The 18,980-nt window shown below is 48.6% G+C and carries 20 protein-coding genes and 2 pseudogenes; 11 read left to right on the forward strand and 11 right to left on the reverse strand.

Going from position 1 to position 18,980, the window contains the following annotated elements; genetic code table 11:
- Window positions 1-102: transposase (locus CS369_RS13220; protein ID WP_139594303.1), on the reverse strand; the 102-nt coding region annotated here is incomplete at its 3' end.
- A 252-nt stretch (window positions 103-354) separates the two neighbouring features.
- Here CS369_RS13220 and CS369_RS13225 point away from each other — a divergent pair.
- The 8 genes from CS369_RS13225 (at window position 355) to CS369_RS13255 (ending at window position 6,932) form a co-directional block, all read left to right on the forward strand.
- Entirely contained in the window at window positions 355-903 is a 549-nt protein-coding gene (locus tag CS369_RS13225; RefSeq protein WP_196907458.1) for a fimbrial protein, read from the forward strand.
- A gap of 314 nt (window positions 904-1,217) precedes the next feature.
- The gene (locus CS369_RS13230) at window positions 1,218-1,373 is read left to right on the forward strand and encodes a hypothetical protein (protein ID WP_196907459.1); all 156 of its coding nucleotides are present in this window, start codon (window positions 1,218-1,220) and stop codon (window positions 1,371-1,373) included.
- 176 nt (window positions 1,374-1,549) lie between these two features.
- Window positions 1,550-4,045, forward strand: a complete 2,496-nt coding sequence (locus CS369_RS13235) for a fimbria/pilus outer membrane usher protein (RefSeq protein WP_196907460.1) — start codon at window positions 1,550-1,552, stop codon at window positions 4,043-4,045.
- Window positions 3,982-4,833 (forward strand): molecular chaperone, encoded by an 852-nt coding sequence (locus CS369_RS13240; RefSeq protein ID WP_244664990.1) that lies wholly within the window; start codon window positions 3,982-3,984, stop codon window positions 4,831-4,833. Before CS369_RS13235 ends, CS369_RS13240 begins: the two co-directional genes overlap by 64 nt.
- Window positions 4,834-4,968: 135 nt before the next feature.
- Entirely contained in the window at window positions 4,969-5,529 is a 561-nt protein-coding gene (locus CS369_RS23680) for a hypothetical protein (RefSeq protein ID WP_244664991.1), read from the forward strand.
- Complete coding sequence (locus CS369_RS23685; protein ID WP_244664992.1) at window positions 5,526-5,954, forward strand: hypothetical protein; 429 nt, start codon at window positions 5,526-5,528, stop codon at window positions 5,952-5,954. Before CS369_RS23680 ends, CS369_RS23685 begins: the two co-directional genes overlap by 4 nt.
- Before the next feature lie 115 nt (window positions 5,955-6,069).
- Window positions 6,070-6,546 carry a fimbrial protein gene (locus CS369_RS13250; RefSeq protein WP_196907461.1) on the forward strand — a complete coding sequence of 159 codons (477 nt, stop codon included), beginning with the start codon at window positions 6,070-6,072 and terminating at the stop codon, window positions 6,544-6,546.
- A gap of 200 nt (window positions 6,547-6,746) precedes the next feature.
- Window positions 6,747-6,932, forward strand: a complete 186-nt coding sequence (locus CS369_RS13255) for a hypothetical protein (protein WP_196907462.1) — start codon at window positions 6,747-6,749, stop codon at window positions 6,930-6,932.
- A 192-nt stretch (window positions 6,933-7,124) separates the two neighbouring features.
- Here CS369_RS13255 and CS369_RS13260 read toward each other — a convergent pair whose 3' ends face one another.
- The 9 genes and pseudogenes from CS369_RS13260 to CS369_RS13300 all read right to left on the reverse strand — a co-directional run bounded on the left by CS369_RS13260 (window position 7,125) and on the right by CS369_RS13300 (window position 15,068).
- Complete coding sequence (locus tag CS369_RS13260; protein ID WP_196907505.1) at window positions 7,125-7,595, reverse strand: DUF2501 domain-containing protein; 471 nt, start codon at window positions 7,593-7,595, stop codon at window positions 7,125-7,127.
- A gap of 126 nt (window positions 7,596-7,721) precedes the next feature.
- The gene (locus CS369_RS13265) at window positions 7,722-9,023 is read right to left on the reverse strand and encodes an anaerobic C4-dicarboxylate transporter (RefSeq protein WP_196907463.1); all 1,302 of its coding nucleotides are present in this window, start codon (window positions 9,021-9,023) and stop codon (window positions 7,722-7,724) included.
- 117 nt (window positions 9,024-9,140) lie between these two features.
- Window positions 9,141-10,574, reverse strand: coding sequence for an aspartate ammonia-lyase (gene aspA / locus CS369_RS13270; RefSeq protein WP_196907464.1), 1,434 nt, complete (start codon window positions 10,572-10,574; stop codon window positions 9,141-9,143).
- A gap of 310 nt (window positions 10,575-10,884) precedes the next feature.
- Window positions 10,885-11,883 carry a LysR family transcriptional regulator gene (locus CS369_RS13275; RefSeq protein WP_196907465.1) on the reverse strand — a complete coding sequence of 333 codons (999 nt, stop codon included), beginning with the start codon at window positions 11,881-11,883 and terminating at the stop codon, window positions 10,885-10,887.
- Window positions 11,884-12,350: 467 nt separating this feature from the next.
- A complete protein-coding gene (locus tag CS369_RS13280; protein ID WP_244664993.1) occupies window positions 12,351-12,779 on the reverse strand; it encodes a TraR/DksA C4-type zinc finger protein in 429 nt (142 codons plus the stop codon).
- 211 nt (window positions 12,780-12,990) lie between these two features.
- Complete coding sequence (locus tag CS369_RS13285) at window positions 12,991-13,845, reverse strand: alpha/beta hydrolase (RefSeq protein WP_196907466.1); 855 nt, start codon at window positions 13,843-13,845, stop codon at window positions 12,991-12,993.
- A 62-nt stretch (window positions 13,846-13,907) separates the two neighbouring features.
- A pseudogene (locus CS369_RS25230) lies at window positions 13,908-14,344 on the reverse strand (chorismate-binding protein).
- A complete protein-coding gene (locus CS369_RS25235) occupies window positions 14,229-14,678 on the reverse strand; it encodes a chorismate-binding protein (protein ID WP_374191066.1) in 450 nt (149 codons plus the stop codon). Before CS369_RS25235 ends, CS369_RS25230 begins: the two are co-directional and overlap by 116 nt.
- 6 nt (window positions 14,679-14,684) lie before the next feature.
- Window positions 14,685-15,068 (reverse strand): hypothetical protein, encoded by a 384-nt coding sequence (locus tag CS369_RS13300; RefSeq protein ID WP_196907469.1) that lies wholly within the window; start codon window positions 15,066-15,068, stop codon window positions 14,685-14,687.
- Window positions 15,069-15,772: 704 nt separating this feature from the next.
- Between CS369_RS13300 and CS369_RS13305 the strand changes: the two genes are divergently transcribed.
- The 3 genes from CS369_RS13305 to CS369_RS13315 all read left to right on the forward strand — a co-directional run bounded on the left by CS369_RS13305 (window position 15,773) and on the right by CS369_RS13315 (window position 17,993).
- Window positions 15,773-17,164 carry a hypothetical protein gene (locus CS369_RS13305; protein WP_196907470.1) on the forward strand — a complete coding sequence of 464 codons (1,392 nt, stop codon included), beginning with the start codon at window positions 15,773-15,775 and terminating at the stop codon, window positions 17,162-17,164.
- Between the two features lie 123 nt (window positions 17,165-17,287).
- Window positions 17,288-17,662: a YidH family protein gene (locus CS369_RS13310; protein ID WP_196907507.1), complete on the forward strand. Its 375-nt coding sequence runs from the start codon at window positions 17,288-17,290 to the stop codon at window positions 17,660-17,662.
- A complete protein-coding gene (locus tag CS369_RS13315) occupies window positions 17,655-17,993 on the forward strand; it encodes a DUF202 domain-containing protein (protein ID WP_244664995.1) in 339 nt (112 codons plus the stop codon). Before CS369_RS13310 ends, CS369_RS13315 begins: the two co-directional genes overlap by 8 nt.
- A gap of 47 nt (window positions 17,994-18,040) precedes the next feature.
- Here the strand turns inward: CS369_RS13315 and fdhE are convergent.
- Window positions 18,041-18,973: pseudogene (fdhE, locus tag CS369_RS13320) on the reverse strand (formate dehydrogenase accessory protein FdhE).
- Between the last annotated feature and the right edge of the window lie 7 nt (window positions 18,974-18,980).

The raw sequence follows: 18,980 nt of genomic DNA on the forward strand, positions 1-18,980 counted from the left end.
AGATATTCCCGCTTCGCGGCAAACGTCTTTGACGGTACGTCCAGCTTCAACAGACTTCAAAACGGCGATGATCTGGTGTTCGGTGAACCGGGCTTTACGCATGGCGATCTCCTCAACAGGACATAATCAGTATGTCAGAAGATCTCTAAAAGTGAATGGTTCGATTTACCAGGATACTTACAAGAACACTATCTATATTTAACTAAAATAGTTATTATGTTGTACTTATCAAAGAACTAACCCTATTATTGGTACCGTCATTTTAGCTTTGCTGCACAAACGGTTTTTCTGACAACGTGATTTATTATTGTGTTCGTTAAACCCAAACATATTAACAAGGTATGGAAATAACTTATGAAATTAACTAAAGCCGCACTGGCCTCAGCCATCGCCATGACTTTTATTCTTAGCGCCAATGCTGCCGACACACATAATGGCACTGTGACATTTAATGGAACAATCATTGATACGCCATGCTTTGTCGATCAGGATGATTTACATCAGACCGTAGAGTTTGGTAAAATCAGCAAAGCTGTTTTGGAGAATGGTGGCATTTCTGACATTAAATCCTTTGATATTGTATTAAAAGATTGCAGCCTTGATACAGCCACAACGGCAAAAATCGTTTTTAATGGTGGTACCGCTGCGGGCACCAACAGTGAATTACTGGCATTGAACGGCGCTGCATCTGGTACTGGTATTGCCGTTAAATATTCTGGAAGCAAGATCAAGTTTGATGGTGTCACTCCGGTAGTCAATGCTTCCCCGCTGTCAAACGGTGATAATACGTTCTCTTTCTCTACCTATGTAGAGAAGCTCCCTACGCCGCAATCTGGCACCGCTGTTGATATCACTACCGGTGAATTTACCAGTACAGCAAACTTTGTTGTGTCTTATCAGTAACGGTAAGTAATTAGGGAAACAATGGCACGGACGCCGCTTTAAACAATGTCATTGTGGAGAAATAGGGTGAAAAGATTTTTTTATACCGTGTGATTTATTTCATTCTATTTTACGTCCCTGTTTATTCCCATGCCGAATGGGATGAGCAAAGAGGTGATGTGACTTTTGGGGGCAGCATTACGGCAACCCCTTGTTTTCTCTATAATGAATCTATTTATCAACGCATTGATTTTGGACAGATCAATACCAGTTCTCTGATCCCCTCATTCTCAGCAAAGAGAATGATTGAAATAAAACTGTTAGTCTGATCCCTCGTGGCAGAAAAAGATATCAATAAAGCAGGAAGCAGTGCAAAAATTACTTTTTTCGGTCAAAAGAGTCAACAAAACCCACAATTATGGGCTGTTTCTGGTGAAGCGTCTGGTATTGCATTACAACTTTTGACAGAGACAAATACACCTATTCCTTAGGGTAGTGAAGGCAGCGACTTTCAATTAATTGAGGGTGATAATACGCTTCGCTTTGCTGTAAAACTTATTGCCAGTATGGACCAGATAACCGTCGGTGAGTTTTACTCCATTATCAACTTCACAATTTCTTATCACTGATATTTCGCATGTCTTATCAAATTACCGGTCTAACGATTATGTTAAGAATACTGTTCAGCAGAGAAAAGAAGCGGATTCTATTACGTTTTGGCATTTCTATTTTTTCGTTGAGTGTTTCAGCGTTGCATGCAACAGAATTTAATATTAACGTGTTGGATGTGGATGAGCGTCAAAAAATCGATCTCAGCCACTTTTCCGATCCGGATTATGTCACGCCGGGGGAATACCTGCTGTCCATCAGAATCAATGCCCGAAAAATTCAGCAAAGTAAGGTACAATTTCTGCCGTCGGGGCCAAATAATAACAAACCGACAGCCTGTATCACACCTGAAATTGCTAACAAACTGGCCTTAACAAAAGAAGCCAGTCGCATGATCGTTTTATGGAACAACAATGAATGTGCCGATCTAACGCCGATTTCTGGCGTAAAAATATCTAATCGTATCGGGATGGGCGATTTGGATATCACCATTCCACAAGCCTGGCTACGGTACAGTGACACCAATTGGACACCACCTGAACAATGGGATGAGGGCATCAATGGTGCATTGCTAGACTATAATCTGGTCGGTACGGCGCGGCGTAATATCAATAATATGGGCTCAGATCGTTATCTGAGCAGCTATGGTACGGCAGGCTTCAACCTGGGAGCCTGGCGATATCGCGCTGACTATCGCTATTTCCGGCAGCAATCTCGAACAACCGAACGCGATCAGTTCTTTTGGGATCAATTTTACGCATACCGCCCACTGCCGATGATATCCGCGGACTTGCGGCTGGGCGAAATGTTTTCGGGCAGTAACCTGTTCGATAGCTATCGCTTTACCGGGATTGCGTTAGAAAACAACGAAAACATGCTGCCACCGGCAATGCGTGGCTATGCGCCTGAAATTCGCGGGGTTGCTCGTTCCAACGCCCGCGTCACCGTCACCCAGAATGGGCGCGTAATTCATGAGACCACCGTACCGGCCGGTCCTTTCGCGATCCAGAGCCTAAGAAGCGGTATCAGCGGCACGCTGAATGTTGAAGTCACAGAGGAAGATGGCTCGGTTTCACGTTTTCAAACGGAAGCCGCCAACCTGCCCTACCTGACGCGACCGGGCCATGTGCAATACAAACTGTCAGCCGGGCGGCCATCGAATAACGATCACCATTTCGAGGGTCCGGCGTTCTCTTCCGCAGAGGCCTCATGGGGTCTGAGCAGTTCCTGGTCAGTGTACGGCGGTACGCTGCTTTCTGACAGCTATCAATCCTGGGCAGCAGGCGTGGGGAAAAACCTCTATTTGCTGGGCGCACTCACGGCGGATGTCACACAGTCACGCACCACGCTGGAACAAGCACCCTCGAGGCTGATGGGACACTCTTTTTCTCTGAACTGGTCAAAATTCTTTGACAGCATCGAGAGTCAGGTCAGCTTTGCTGGCTATCGTTTTTCTGAAAGAACGTTTATGAGCATGCCGCAGTTCTTGTCAGCACTGAATTATGACAACGCACTGTACAGTGAAAAAAAGCGCTATAGCATAACGGTATCAAAAAACTTTTCCTCAGAGAATACCAAATCCCTGCTGAGTGGTATGTCCACCTACCTAACCTATACCCACAGCACATTTTGGAATGCTGCTGAGCAGGACCGCTATGGCGTTTCGTTAAATAAATATTTTGATTTCGGAGAAATAAAAGGTATTTCCGCCAACCTTTCTGCTTATAAAACCACGTATAACCAGCGTACTGATGACAGTATTTATCTGAGCCTTTCGATCCCTTTACGGGACAAAGAACGCGTGAGTTATAGCGCAGGCAGTTTCAACAGCGATGTAAACCAAACCCTGACGTACACCAACAACCGTGCGCCGGACAGTAACTGGAATATGAGCACGCGCTATAACGACCAGGAAAACACCTACCTTAGCGGAAATTACAACTACCTGGCCTCGACCACCGATGCCAGCGTCAGCGCGGCCTGGCAGCAAAATCGCTACACCTTCCTGAGTGGTTCATTGCGCGGCGGGATCACGGCAACCCAACACGGTGTTGCTGCGCATCCGAAGGGGAACAATGGCGGAACCCGTATCATGGTGGATACGAACGGGCAGCCCGATGTGCCCTTTGCCCAAAGCCGAGTCACCACTAACCGAGCTGGACTGGCGGTCATCGCCAATACCAGTAGCTATTATGACGTGTCCACGCGCATCGATGTGCAAAAATTGCCAAAAAATGTCGAAGCAACCACCAACGTAGTGCAAGGCACGCTCACCGAAGGAGCCATTGGCTACAGAAAATTCACCTTAGTCAGCGGCGCGAAAATTCTCGCCAGCATTATGTTGGAAAATGGCAAATCGCCCCCCTTCGCCGCTCGCGTTAAAAACAGCAAAGGCCGCGATGTCGCTATGGTATCCGATCAAGGTCAAGCCTATATCACCGGCGTCTCTGAGAATGAAACACTCTCTGTTTTTTGGGAGGGTAAAGCCCAGTGTCAGGTAACATTACCGAGCACCCTCAGTTATTTAGATCAATTATTACTGCCCTGCAAATAAAACAAGCACAGCTATTCATTTGCGTTTTTTGGAGAACAAACATGAAGATATTTTCCCCCTTTCGTATCATAGGGTTGTTTATCAGCACGATGCTGGCAGCGCCCATCGCTAACAGTGCTATTAACCTTGATCGCACCAGGGTGATTTTTAACGAAAATGAGCAATCAACTACGGTAATGCTCTCGAACCAGAATGTAGAGAATCCTTTTCTGGCACAATCCTGGTTAACGGATGAGAATCGCAACAAGATTTCTACACCATTATTAGTGCTTCCGGCATTACAACGTATCGAGCCCAAAGGACACAGTTTGATCAGTCTGGTAAAAATCGGCCAATTGGCGCATTTACCGAAGGACAGAGAGTCGCTGTTTTATTTAAATGTGCGGGAAATCCCCCCAAAACCAGAAAAAGCGAACGTATTGCAAATTGCAATTCAGTCGGAAATAAAAGTTTTTTTCCGCCCGCAACAGATCACCCCGGCAAAAGGTGAAGTCTGGCAAAACAAACTGAGAATTACCAAGTCCGGCAAACAACTCAGGATTGAGAATCCTACGCCCTATTACATCACGGTCAGCAATATTTTACAGCAGTCCAAAAATACGCATCAGAACCCGACGCGCCTGTTGGCAGGCAATGCTTTTATGGTTTCTCCGAGAGGCAGTATTGATGTAGACGTAACGGACAACAGGGCGAATCAATTTTTCCTGTATTACGTTAACGACTTCGGTGGTCATATTGAATTGCCTTTTACCTGTACACAAAACCGGTGTCAGCCTGTCACGTTGTGATGTTGTTAGTAATGAACGTCGTCTGTGCATTATTCACCGATGATACCCCGCTTAATTCGAAAGCTATAAACAGAGGACTGGCATATGCCTTTTCTACCCACCAATAACCTCCGTGCACTTATTTTAAGCGGAGGTTTGCTTCTGCTCAGCACATTCTCATTCGACGCTAATGCGCTAGAGTGCAGTTTAGGCACCACGACAGGTCCGGTAAACTACTACGAAAACGTAGGAACATTAAAAATTTCCGCCACCTTGCCAGTAGGTAGTCGCCTGTGGACGTCGCAAAATTATACCCGCAACCTGGCCTGCTGGTCTTATAAAATTGTGGAAAATAACGGTGAAATGTCTTACTTCTACCCTAACCCTGAAGGGAAAGTCATTGGTGAAGGTATCGGTATCGGGATTATCTATAACGGCCAGGACCTCGGTATTATCACCAATGGCGGTACTAGCGCTTCACGCATCTCCACCGGAAGCTGGATCGCCCCGGGGCCGTCCGAAACCCTTCCGCCCGCCAATCCCACCATGCTAAACGTGACGGTACAACTCTATCTGGAAAAAACCGGGAATATTACTGACTCTACCGCTGGCGTTGATAGATTAAAGGTCTTTCAGATTGATGGCGTGGGGGGATCAATAATAAACCGGACAGTAACTACGGCCTTACGCTCTCAAACTTACACGGTATCGAAGTGATGCAGTGCTCCGCGGGGATCACCGTTTTCCACGACAGCTACGTCGATTTTGGCACGATAAGGTCATGGAATGATGCCAATGCCGGTGTTGTAGCCCAGTCAGTATTTCGCATTAACACCTCAACGGACGGGGGGGAAGATTGCGGAAAAGGGTTTAATTTGAACGTTAATTTCGATGCGGCGGCACAGGGAAATGCACTGGTCGGCCTTGATGGGATGGATATGGGGAACGGCTCGACGCTGAAAATTGAAGAGCAGCAGACCGCAAGCAATGTGACGTTCAACCAGTTTATTCCGTTTATCAGCCAGCTGGCCTCAGCAAATGGCGTAGTTGAACGCGCTTACACCGCGCGTTTGTATGCCTCAGGCCCCGCGGTTATCGGTGATACGGAGAAAAATATCATTCTGCGCTTTAACTATTATTGACCGATGCTGCACGTTTGCGGCCACGTTTTATCAAGAGGAACAAAATGAACATCCACGCTATTCGGCTAGCACCTCTGTCTGCATTCTGCCTATCCGCGTTGGCGTCAGTCATGGCATGGCATGGGGGGATGTACCGTCCAACCTGACTGATGCTACCGTGACTTTCCATGTACAGGTGGTCAGTTCCCCCTGTCACTTTCAGGACAATACTGAGATTATTGTTGAAATGGGTGAAACCTCTACACGCACACTGCAAACTCAGCAGTATGGGGACTGGCACACCTTCACCTTAGGTTTTACTGAATGCAATACCGACACCTTTCAAAATGTCGCCATTCAGTTTTTAGGCACCGAAGACACGCACCTTCCCGGCCGCCTGGCACTGGATAGCAGTTCGGGAGCCAAAGGCGTGGCGATTGTGATTTATTACGGCAATAGCCTCGTTACCATCAACAACAACTCAGCGTGGATCCCCTTGCAGGTTGGCGATAATCTTCTCTCTTTTTCAGCACGGATTGAGAAAACGGCAGAAGATACGCTGCGATCCGGCGACTACACGGCAACGGCACACTTCAAACTTAGTTATCTCTGAACAGTGCGCGCTAGCGCACCTGAACCGGTCAATGACAGAAAAACGACGCATTGGTGACTAATGCCACAAAACACATCGCATGAAAAAAAACAAAATAAAAATATTTTATTAGCAAATCTCTAACATTTTAATAAATGTCTTAAAGTTATTTCTGAAGAGTCCGTTGTTTAATATACGTAGGGTTGTTTGGAAATATCATCATGAGAGCATTGCTTCTGTATGGCGCACTTCTGTCATGGGCGGGTTTTTCACTGCCTACCGCGATTGCCTCTTCAACCATCAACATCGGCGTTATTCATATTGTTGGCACCATTGTTGAACCCCTTTGTGATATTTCAACGCAATCACAGCAGGTGACGGCGCAGTGTTTTCGGCAAGGACAATAGCACACCCTCACCAAGCTAACGCAACAACACGCGTTGCCCCAAGGCGTAGGCTATATTGCCCCCCTGTCCTTAAGCGAAACGGTCAAAGTAGTGGTGATCAGTTACCAATAACGGCAGACGAGCGTCTGCCGCAAGGCACAATGTTTATCACGATCTTCTAGCCCAACAGTGTGACCTTCACGGGCCACACCTTCAGGAAAGAAAGGCCATCCCTTGCTTAAGCACCAGATCGCAGGCTTTGGTTTTGACTTTTTCGGCCAACGGCGTGCTACCAATATTGTTGAGGTTTAGCGCCTGTCCATCCTTGGTCTGCAACATCCCAGCCATTCCCTGGGTGTAATCCGTTTGTTTCTGTTTTTCCGTGCTGTTCAGCCCTAGCTTATCGAGCAATTTATCTTTGATATTTTCAGTATTAGTAGCAGATACCAGCTTCTGCTTGATGCAGTACTGTAAAATGCCTGCGGCATTGCCCATGCTGCCCGCACTCAATGCCTGCGTGCCACCGCCGAGCAAACCGGCTAAATTGGTGGTTGAGCTACCGTTTTGCCCAAGCTGGCTGGCACCACTGGACAGTGTATCCTGCCAGTTGGCTGCCTGAAGGTTTCCAGTCATTAGCAGGCTGGAAAAAACGGTGCAATACAGGGTGCGATTTATCAGATTCATCACGCGGTCACTCTGGTTTATAAAAACGGGTTTAGGAAAACAGGTTCAATAAAAAAGGAGGTACACTGCCGAGCAGTATACCTCCTCTTTCGGGCAGCAACATCAGCGGTTGCCGGGCATTTTCCGTTACAGCACGATATTACCGACCACAAAACCGAATACAACGGAAAGCGTAATCGTTAACACCCCTGGCACCAGAAACGCATGGTTAAAAACATATTTGCCGATGCGGGTCGAGCCGGTATCGTCCATTTCCACCGCCGCCAGCAAGGTGGGGTAAGTTGGCAGAACAAACAGCGCCAATACCGCAGCAAAAGAGGCTACTAGCGTGACTGAGGAAACGCCAAGCACCAGCGTGGCAGGCAGTAATGCCTTCGCTGTCGCCGCCTGAGAATAGAGCAGCATCGACGCAAAGAACAGCACAACGGCCACCATCCAGTGATAGCTTTGCAGCAGTGCACCCGCAGTGCTCTGGATATCATTGATGTGCGCTTTGACAAAGGTATCCCCCAACCAGGCGACGCCCATGACGCACACGCAAGCACTCATACCCGATTTAAAGGTGCTGGCAGAAAGTACTTTGCTGGTATCAATTTTACAGGTGATGGCAATGAGCGTAGCGATGGTCAGCATGAACACGACAATAGCTTCGTTACACGGCAACACCGGGTTAGCAATCAACTTCACCGTATCGCTGATTGCCGTGGCGTAACCCACAACGGCAACAATCCCAAGCAGGAACAGCAACACCGACAGTTTCGCCCCCGGCTTGATCTCCAACGTACTGGCGGCACGCACCGACACTTCGCCATTTTTAAGCCGCTGTTGATAGACTTCATCATCTTTCAGCTCTTTACCCAGAAAGTTGGTGACAACCGCCGTCAACAGCACGGCAGCAAGCGTGGTGGGGATGCATATTCCCAGCAGCATCAGATAACTGACACCGTGCGGTTCCAGAATACCAGCGGCAAAAACTACCGCCGCAGAAATCGGCGAAGCGGTGATCGCCACCTGAGAGGCGACAACGGCGATGGAGAGAGGACGCGACGGACGAATCCCCTGCTCTTTCGCCACTTCCGCAATCACTGGCAACGTTGAAAAGGCGGTATGCCCGGTGCCCGCCAGCAGCGTCATAAAGTAGGTGACCAGAGGCGCAAGGAAGGTGACATATTTAGGCTGACGGCGTAACAGTTTTTCCGCCAGACTGACCAGATAATCCATGCCCCCCGCTACCTGCATGGCGGTGATGGCAGCAATGACCGCCATAATGATTTCGATCACATCAAACGGGATGGCTCCCGGTTTGATATGGAGACCAAGCGTCAGCACCAGCACCCCTAACCCACCGGCAAAGCCTATACCGATGCTACCAAGACGCGATCCTAGATAAATGGCAAGCAGAACGACAAAGAGTTCCACGACAAGCATACAATGCTCCTTAACGATGGTTAAAAGTCGTGCGATGGTATTGTTGTTATTATCTTTTTTTATGAGTAGACATCAGGCACAGGGCTAACCTGTGCCTGCGGTTAATCAATCGGAGAGTTAGGCGTTTTCGTCGGTATAACGCTTTGCTTTGTAGGCCGGATGCATCAGGTTTTGCGTGGAGAAAACGTCATCCAGTTCACTTTCGGTCAGCAAGCCACGCTCCAGCACCACTTCACGCACGCTCTTACCAGTTTCGGCGCAAATCTTGCCGACAATGTCGCCATTGTGGTGACCAATAAACGGGTTGAGGTAGGTGACAATACCGATGGAATTGAAGACATAAGCTTCACAAACGGCTTTGTTGGCGGTGATGCCGTTGACGCATTTTTCCAGCAGGTTGTAGCAGGCGTTGGTGAGGATCTGGATAGACTCGAACATCGCCTGACCGATGACCGGTTCCATCACATTGAGCTGCAACTGACCCGCTTCAGACGCCATGGTGACGCAGGTGTCGTTGCCGATCACCTTGAAGCACACCTGATTGACCACTTCCGGTACCACCGGATTGACCTTGGCTGGCATGATGGACGAGCCTGCCTGCAATTCCGGCAGGTTGATTTCATTGAGGCCAGCGCGCGGACCGGAAGAGAGCAGGCGCAGGTCGTTACAGATTTTCGACATCTTCACCGCCAGACGTTTCAGCGCACCATGCACCATCACGTAAGCGCCGCAGTCGGAGGTGGCTTCGATCAAATCCTCGGCCGGTACGCACGGTAGGCCGCTTACTTCCGCCAGGCGTTGTACCGCAAGATGCTGGTACTCATCCGGCGTATTCAGTCGCGTGCCGATGGCCGTCGCACCCAGATTCACTTCCAGCAGCAGCTCTGCGGTGCGCAGCAGGTTTTTGTTCTCTTCTTTCAACAGTACGTAGAAAGCATGGAATTCCTGACCCAGCGTCATCGGCACCGCGTCCTGTAGCTGGGTGCGTCCCATCTTCAGGATGGTTTCAAATTCTTTGGCCTTGTGCTCGAAGCCATCCGCCAACTGAGTAATGGCTTCAACCAGTTTCAGGATGGAACTGTACACCGCAATACGAAAGCCGGTGGGATAGGCATCGTTGGTGGACTGGCACTTGTTCAGATGATCGTTGGGGTTGAGGTACTGGTATTCGCCTTTGTTATAGCCCATCAGTTCCAGACCAATGTTGGCCAGCACTTCGTTGGTGTTCATGTTCACCGAGGTGCCCGCGCCGCCCTGATAGACATCAACCGGGAACTGGTCCATGCATTTGCCGTTGTTCAATACTTCATCGCAGGCGCGGATAATGGTATCGGCGATCGGGCGAGGAATAGTTTTCAATTCACGGTTTGCTAGGGCAGCCGCTTTTTTAACCATCACCATCGCGCGCACAAATTCAGGAATATCACTGATTTTATGATTACTGATATAAAAGTTCTCGATGGCACGCAACGTATGAATACCGTAGTAGGCATCGGAGGAAACTTCACGGGTACCCAACAGATCTTCTTCAATACGGATGTTATTTGACATAGTCACTATTCCTTTTTTTAATTCATGAACCGTTTTTATTGTTGACCCACCGGTTCACGCTGCTTACAAATAGGGTCCATGGATTCATCGGCCAATAAAAGGCCGCACGATATTTCTCAATATCGACTAATATTAACGTGTTGCGAATGCTGTGATGAGCGAGCTAAAGACGTTACTCTGGTCACTTTACCAATTCAGCACATTATTCAGGGTATACAACGCACCACATCAGAGATGCGTATTTTATTTTTCGGTAATAGCGCCTGGCGCTATTTCATTACTTTTGGTTTTTTACTGAAATTCGTTGTCCTTATTCCGATGTTTCATCGGCATTGATTGAAACCAATTTTTCAATACCGCGATGCAGGCTTTCCAGTTTAGGAATAAATACCGTTTCGATAATTTCACGCGTCACGTCACAGGCCTCCTGAACAAAGGCGCTGTATTCATCACGATGTGCCAAAATATACAACGAGCGCTTCATGTTCAGCTGTTCAGGCATATGGGTCAGCACCTGGCGGGAATACGCTTCCGATTGTAAAAAGCTGATCGGTGTGGTCACCGCCCATCCCAAACCTGCGGCAACCATGGCCGTCAGGGTATCCGCATTATCAAACTCAAGCTGATTAGGTACACGGATATCAATCCGGCGCAGATAACGCTCAATCTGCATGCCAATCTGAGAGTTGCGGTTAAAACGTACCAGAGGCATGGTGACCGAAAGCTCGCGAAGATCTTCAATCGTCCTGATACGTTTACGATAATCCGGAGGCGTGATAATGAAATAGCCTTCAGAGAACAGGCGATAACGCACCACGCTGTCGCTGTCCATCAGCGGATCGCTGGTCACGATGAGATCCAGTTCACGCCGAATCAGTGCTTCACCTTGTTGGGGGCTCAGCCCGGTTCTGATTAACAACTGCGACGAGCTGCTCAATAAGCGTTTGGTAAATACCGATCCGCAGGTGATCGCAAAAGAATCCACCAGGCCGATACGCAGGTCCGGTTTGATACCCTTACCCGCTTCCAGCACTTGTGCTTTCAGGTTGGCAATTTCCTGCGTCAGCACCTCACCGCGATTTTTCAGTGCAATGCCATAGGGCGTCAGCACAAACGGACGGCGTGTGCGGTTAACCAACATCACGCCAAAATCATCTTCCAACTGGCGAATGGTTTGCGACACAGCTGATGGCGTCAGCCCTAACCGGGAAGCGGCCGCTGTCATGCTTCCCTCTTCCGCCACGGTCACAAAAACCTGAACGGCATACATATCTATCGATTTATTGGCTGACATTGTTTTTTTAACCATTGAATATCGTCCGCGTTTTCATCACCATCAATCCGGTTCAGCACGCGATGGATCTGACGTTCTTTCACATTGGCGAGAGCCGCAGACCTTGTCACTGAGACCAGCTTAGAGAGCCGAGCATAGAAAAAATGTAAAACAAGTCACTGATTAATTTTTTCTTATAACTAGATTTAGCTAAACTAAAGGTATCACATCGTGATAATTCACTGTAGTAATCGAATAATTCACTATTTTTTCTGCCACAACCCGCCTGCAACAGAGAACACTTCTTTGCGGGAATTTGCGCTATCCTTGCGTCTTTTATAGAGATTTGCCCCAACGCTGCGTCAGGGCAAGGTGTGTCGTGGTGTGTATTGCACGTGTTATCGGCGACAGATGCAAGGCCGATTTAAGGAAGACAGGCATACGCCATGCGTTATCAAGGTGGGCAAACAGCGTAATAGCATACAGTGCCAACTGCGGGCAGGTTATTTCACCTTGCGATACTGGGGCTCACGCTGTTCTTGCGTCTGTTTGGCATCAATACTGCGTTCCGCCGTTGGGCGCAGCAGCAACCGGCGCAGGCCAATGGGCTCTCCGGTTTCAATACAATAGCCATAATCTCCCATTTCGATACGGCGCAACGCATCATCGACCTTTGGCAGCAGACGACTTTCTCTGTCGATTTGTCTGAACAACATGCGTAGTTCTTCTTCATGCGCCGCTTTGTCGACATCATCACCACTGTTATCGTAGCGATAGATCTCTCCCTTCAGTTCCCCAATGTGCGCCAGAATAGTCTGCCGCTCCATTTCCAACCGCCTACGGAAAAAATCCCGCTGAGCGCTATTCATATAGTCTGCTTCTGACATGGCAAGCAGCGTTTGTTCATCAATAGGCTGAGTTGAATCGTTCATTCAGGCTCCTCATGTTGTTCTATCTCCACGCTGTGTAATCCATTCAACATCCACAGCAAGGTGCGCAAGCCACACGCCAAATACGTTATAACATAACATTAATTATTTTGACTCTTTATGTAATAACAAATTCACCCTGCGCAAACTGTGTTCATTCACATAAAATAAGAAAATAGCTTCATGATTCGCCCGTTTCGTCACTGACTCTGTGTTATAAGCGCTGAAAATGGTGCATAAACGCCTGCTGTAAGGAAAGCAGCGGGACGGATTGATGAGATTGCCCAGAATGAATAAAAAGTGAAACGTCGAGCTTATCGCGGCCCGCCGCCTGTAATCGCCATGACAGCTCACGAACGCCATCAACCATTCGACGCTGGCATCGGTGCTGCCGCAACGCTTCGCGCTGTACCTCGGGTAACGCCAATTCCCACCGCTCCAGCGATTGCTCCCACTCTCCCACGGATAAAAACAGCACGGGCGCAGTGGGATGAGCCTCTGTCACCTCAACCTGTAAAAAGTCTGTCGCAGTACTATTGATATACCCCTCGTTCCACCACACCGAAGGGCTGGAGGCATAATAGTGTTGAAAGGCATGGCGGCAGGTAAACAAGGTATTGAGCGTAAACAGCCCACCGTAGGTATGGCCGAATAAGGCTTCTCTCTTGGGATCGACAGAAAACGCTTGCCGGATATAGGGCTTCAGCTCATGTTGAATGAACGCCAGAAATGCCTCTGACTGCCCAGCCAGCCCGATCGGGTAGTATCCGCCGCAAGGATTTGGCTCAGGAACCCGCTGCGCCACTGCCGGACGATAATCCCGTTCACGCAGCGTCCCTTCCTGATAACCGATCGCCACCACGACCCCCGGCGTCATACAACAACGCGGACGCGCTAGTGTCCGCATCAGGGTTTCCACCACCGGGAAGTGTACATCTCCATCAAGCAGATAAATCACCGGCCATCCCTTCTCTGGCGCTGGCTCATCGGGCCAGGCGATAAACAGCTGGTAGTCCCCGCAGGTGGAAGAAGTGAAAATCTCCTTCCGCGTTGGATAATGCTGATACAAAAGTGACACTCCTCTTATTCTGTTTCCTGTCCTGACCCATTGTGAGGCTGAAAAAAAACAGCTCAGCCCGGTAACTGTAATCCCAGCGCACGCAGCATAGTCCCCAGTTTCCCCGCGATCTCTTCCCACTCTTTTTGCGCATCAGAACCTTCTACGATCCCGGCGCCGGCGAAAAAACGCACCTGCTGCTGCCGGATGATGGCACTGCGGATGATAATAGCCCATTCACCATCGCCGTGTTCATCGCTCCATCCCACAATACCGCTGAATAATCCGCGATCAACTGTCGTGCGGCTGCCGTCGGCGTACCACACATCGCCGGAGTGGGGTGCAGTAAACAAGCCAACTGGATGACACTATTATCCGTTTGGCACAGCTCACCTTCAATAGGCGAGGAAAGATGCCACATGGTGTTGGTTGCTAACAGTGAAGGGGTAGACGGTGTGACTAGTTGACGGCACAGAGGGCGTAAATGCCGGGCAATATCGTCCACGACCATGCGGTGTTCCAGCTGATTCTTTATGCGAATCCAGTAATTGCTGACACTGAAGTTTATCGCGCTGTGGGTCTTGATGGCGACAAATTGAACCAGCCAAGGGGTTACTCCAGATACGTCGCGCATTTTTGCGGATTAACAATTCTGGACTGGCCCCGACTAAAACGCCGCCCTCCGGCAGAGGCAGGGAAAAGTGATAAGCATGGGGATTTTGCACCCGCAAATTGTTCATCACAGCCGAGCAATCTATAGGCTGTGCAGCGTCCACATCCAACAGACGCGATAACACCACTTTGCGAATTTCCCCCTGACGCACACAACGTAGTGCAGCCCCTATGGCAGATTAAAAATGCCGGGCATTAGGCATGCTGTTTACATGTGTGATCGTGGTCGTTGGGCTCACACAGTTGCAGGATGCGAGCGAGGCATCAGCCTGTCTGAGGGAGAAATGGTAGTACTGCGGAATGAACAAGCAGGATGGACGGCGGATATCAAAAGGAATCGCACCGACCACAATTGGTGCGGACACGCCTTGTGCCCGTGCTCGCGCCATGGTGGCTTGTATCTTTTGCCACAGCGATTGACCATTATCACCGTCGGTTTGTACAGGTTGTGAAATTCGTTCAAAAATGCCCGATGCGATCACACACCGGTGCGCGGAGTAATAGGAGAAATCTACCGGTCTTTCCGGCGGGTTACTGGCTTGGGTTACAATAGCATTAAACATCGTGTCACCTTAAATGATGAAATAAAACACACCTGATTGATCTCATGCGGATACTCACATCTTGTGAAACGGATCGTTATTTTTCGCACACCTTCAAGCAATTTATAAATATCAATCATCAATAAAACGATTTTTTGTTTTAAAATCCATCTCTACATACAAAGTCACATTCCCCCCCTCCAGCCCGAGTAGAGCGTTGCATGGTTCCCACGCTAACAGGTTATTCTAATTGAGAATTATTATCAATAATGGGCGTTAAGCGATAATAGTGTTGTCATGAAAACAGAAATAAAAAACGAGAGATAGGGAGGTAAAAAGACATGTCAATATACAATGTGCACTAATAATCTTTGACACGGCATACAAAAATATACTTGTAATCTGGGATTGTTATATCAAATTATTATTATCATCGCTATTTATCATCGTTATTCATCACACAGCATTTGCATCGTAGGAAGGCAATCACTGAATAAATACCGATGTGCTGAATGAAGGTGGATGAATGCAACTAACAGCGCAATCACTTATAAAAAGACCTATATAATAAAGAAGGAAACGCCTTCGCGGCGAGTGTACTTTTTTTACTTATTAAAAAGACCCAATATCCTCTGATAGATAAACGTAGCGTTATTTGTAATTAGCCAATAAATTCGCGTGCTACGCTTCAACAAGTACCTTATATATCATCGTTGGATAATAAAATGCTACGTATACTCAACGCCAATAGCACAACCTACTACGCGAATACCATCAAAAAAAGTGATGGTAATCAGGAAAAAAGAAACAGACTAATCCCTATGCTTCAGAATCTTCTATTGATAAAAAATGCAGCGACGGAAATAAACATTGCAAAACACACCCAAAAAATCCCATTCAATGTTGATTTACTAGTAGATATTGCTGAAACCAAAAGTCATTTGCTAGCATCAATAAAACTGCTTAAAGGCCGTCTCGATCAGAAGGAATCTCTTTTATTAAAAAACCGACTGTATTACAACAAAACGCTGCATCGCCTTAAAAATAAATTAATTGTCACACTGTCGCAGAGCAACCGAAACATCCTTCGTATCAACAATAAAATCCCGCGCTCCGAGAATAAAATAGCATTGAGTAGTTCCGCCTTTATCCCACAGGAATATGATGGTTATATCACGGACACGCTCTCCGGTGACAGAATGACCATGAACGACTGCCTGGCACTTACCCGAGAAATGGCAAATCAAGCGAAGACAAAATTTGAAGATACAACCACACAATTGCATTATATCTTTACCACCACAATCAAAGAGACCCAGCAAAGTATCGATGAAATTAACAGCCAGATCACCGCTTTGAATACCGTGCTGGAGCAACAGCAGTCCTCCGCCGAGGATGTCCTGCGCCATGTTGACTCAAACTACACCCACAATAAAGCCATCAAAAACCTGAAATTGATGTTAAAGCAGGTTAAGAAACAGGAGAAATATAATCACAATGCGGTAACAGCACTGAACGCCTCGTCCGGCCCATCTGCTACCAGTGAGAATGCAACAGCCGCATCGGATATGGATATTGCCGGCATCACAGTCATTATCAGAGAAAATCAATCCATTAACTCTGCATCCCGCCAAAACAGGCAACCGATTACTTATACCTTAATCAAGCAAGACGATGAGGCCATGTTGATCTCGCTGACTCAAAATCTGGGCAAAGACGTCATCAGCAATGAATTTAAACATGACATCATACACATGATGGCAACGCTAAAAGCAACGGCGAGTGAATTACTCCCTGACATTGACGTTCGCGATAAATTTAATGAAATTCTGAGCGTGCTTGACAGTGCCAGCACGATGACACCCGCGTTGATAAGCGAAGGGCAATATGTGGCATTGGCACAAAAACTGCTGCTTGCCTACAACGCTCAAGAACCGACCCGGCTGGCTTTATTTAATCAGGCTCAGGAGATCTTACAGCCAACGCCTCCCACCTCCACGCTGAGCAGTGAAAAAATCAATACGCTATCTGACTACGGGTGGCCTACAAGACAATTGACCCTCATTCTAACGACTGCGGTAGCCGTTTGGCCTTCTCGCTCTACCGTTCCGCAATAAAGCCATTATCACACCTGACAGATGCGACAACGACAGGTAAAATGGCCGCACCCCATGAACCGGTGCTGCATTATACCGTTCAGCCTGGCTGCGTTAGCACCTATCAAATCGTGAAGAAGAATGATGACCACACCGCCATCACCATCAGAGAAAAAGCCCTGGTGGCAGCAAGGAAAAACCCCCGATTACCGTTTTTCTCTGGCCAACGAGCGTACCTTTCTTGCCTGGATTCGAACCGCTCTGGCCTTTTTGGCGGGTGCTATTGCCATCGATCAGTTCACCGTCAATCTGGCAACCCCACTGGTTCGGCAAAGTCTGGTGCAGTTACTGGTGCTGAGTGCCGCAGTGCTCGGTGGATTGGCCTATTTTCGCTGGGCGCGCAGCGAAAATGTCATGCGCCAGGAACAAGACATGCCATACAGCCCGCTACTGCTGCTGGTGACGCTGTTTGTTACCGCCATAGCGTTGGTGCTGGCCGTGGTGGTTATCGTTGGTTAACCGTATGCCCGTTGCTCCCGATCCGGGGCTACAACCCCAACGAACCGGCATGGCCTGTTCACGGTCTGTGCTATTGGCACTGATCGTCAGTCTGCTCTGTTTTCGTTTTAGTCTAGATCGCGACTCAGGGTTAGCCCTATTGTGCAGCGTGCTGCTGGTGATACTCGCCGTGGTGATGGTGGCGATGAGCATTTGGCGCTTACGCTTTACGCATCAGCGCCCGGCATCAGGCGCCACAGTGGTTCGCTATGCCATCGCGTTTTGTTCCACCTCGGTGGTCGTGACGGCATTAGTGCTTGCGGGAGACTTCTTGCACGCCTTGTCACACTGATGCGCCTTGAAGCTATGCACCGTTACGAATAACGGTGCGCTACGACATCAATCCGCCGTGGTGTATTCAGGAAACAGGAAGGGGTTGATGCTGCTGCGAGAGAATCCCTCTTCTTCCATTTTGATATCCAGTACCAGTGAGGCGAGATCGTCTGCTACCGCTTCGACACGGCGATCTTTCTCCTGATACAGCAGCTTGATATAGGTGCCACAATCACCGCAGCCTTCTGCCTTGATGGTTGACTCTTCACTGTCTAACGACCAATAGTTGCCGTTTGCCTCGCAGTTACTGCATTTCACGCGCACCATGTGCCATTCACTTTCACACAGGTTGCAGTGCAGATAACGCAGGCCGCTGGTGGTCCCAAGTTGCACCACGCCAGAAACAGGAATACCGCCACACACCGGGCAGAACTGACGGTGCTCCCCCACTTCGGTTTTCGCTTTCCCCGGCAGTTGCGTCGCCATCTGCGCCCAATAGAGAGAGAGGGCGGCTCAGATGAACGGGGCTTTATCGTTATCTTCATCGTTAAACTGATGAGCCAGCAGGCTGTCGGCCAATGTTTCCCACTCCTGCTCCGGCATTTTCTTCAGATTTTCCAGCGTAGTCAGCACCTGACCGTTGGCGGCAGGCATTAACTCGTCGATCAACGCATGCAGCAGCGTATGCCAGTGCGCATCACGCGGAAACACGCTGGCATCCAGCGGCAGGCGGTTGTTCTGCTGCGCCTGTGCCAACACATCGGTCAAATCGACACGCAACGGGTTATCGTGCAGCACCTTCTGCTGTGCCTCAACCATGACAGCAGCAAAATTCAGGTAATCGCTGAGCTCATGGTCAGCCGCCAATTGGCGCAGACGCTCTGCACGGCTGCTGTACAGGCTCTTTAAATTAGTGAACAACAACGGCGGGATCACGTCCACCGTTGATGATTTTTCATTATTTTCCAACTGATCCTGAGGGACAATGCGAATACTCATCCGGGTG

Origin of the sequence: Candidatus Symbiopectobacterium sp. 'North America' (assembly GCF_015762685.1) — a bacterium.
In the GTDB taxonomy this organism is placed as follows: Bacteria; Pseudomonadota; Gammaproteobacteria; order Enterobacterales; family Enterobacteriaceae; genus Symbiopectobacterium.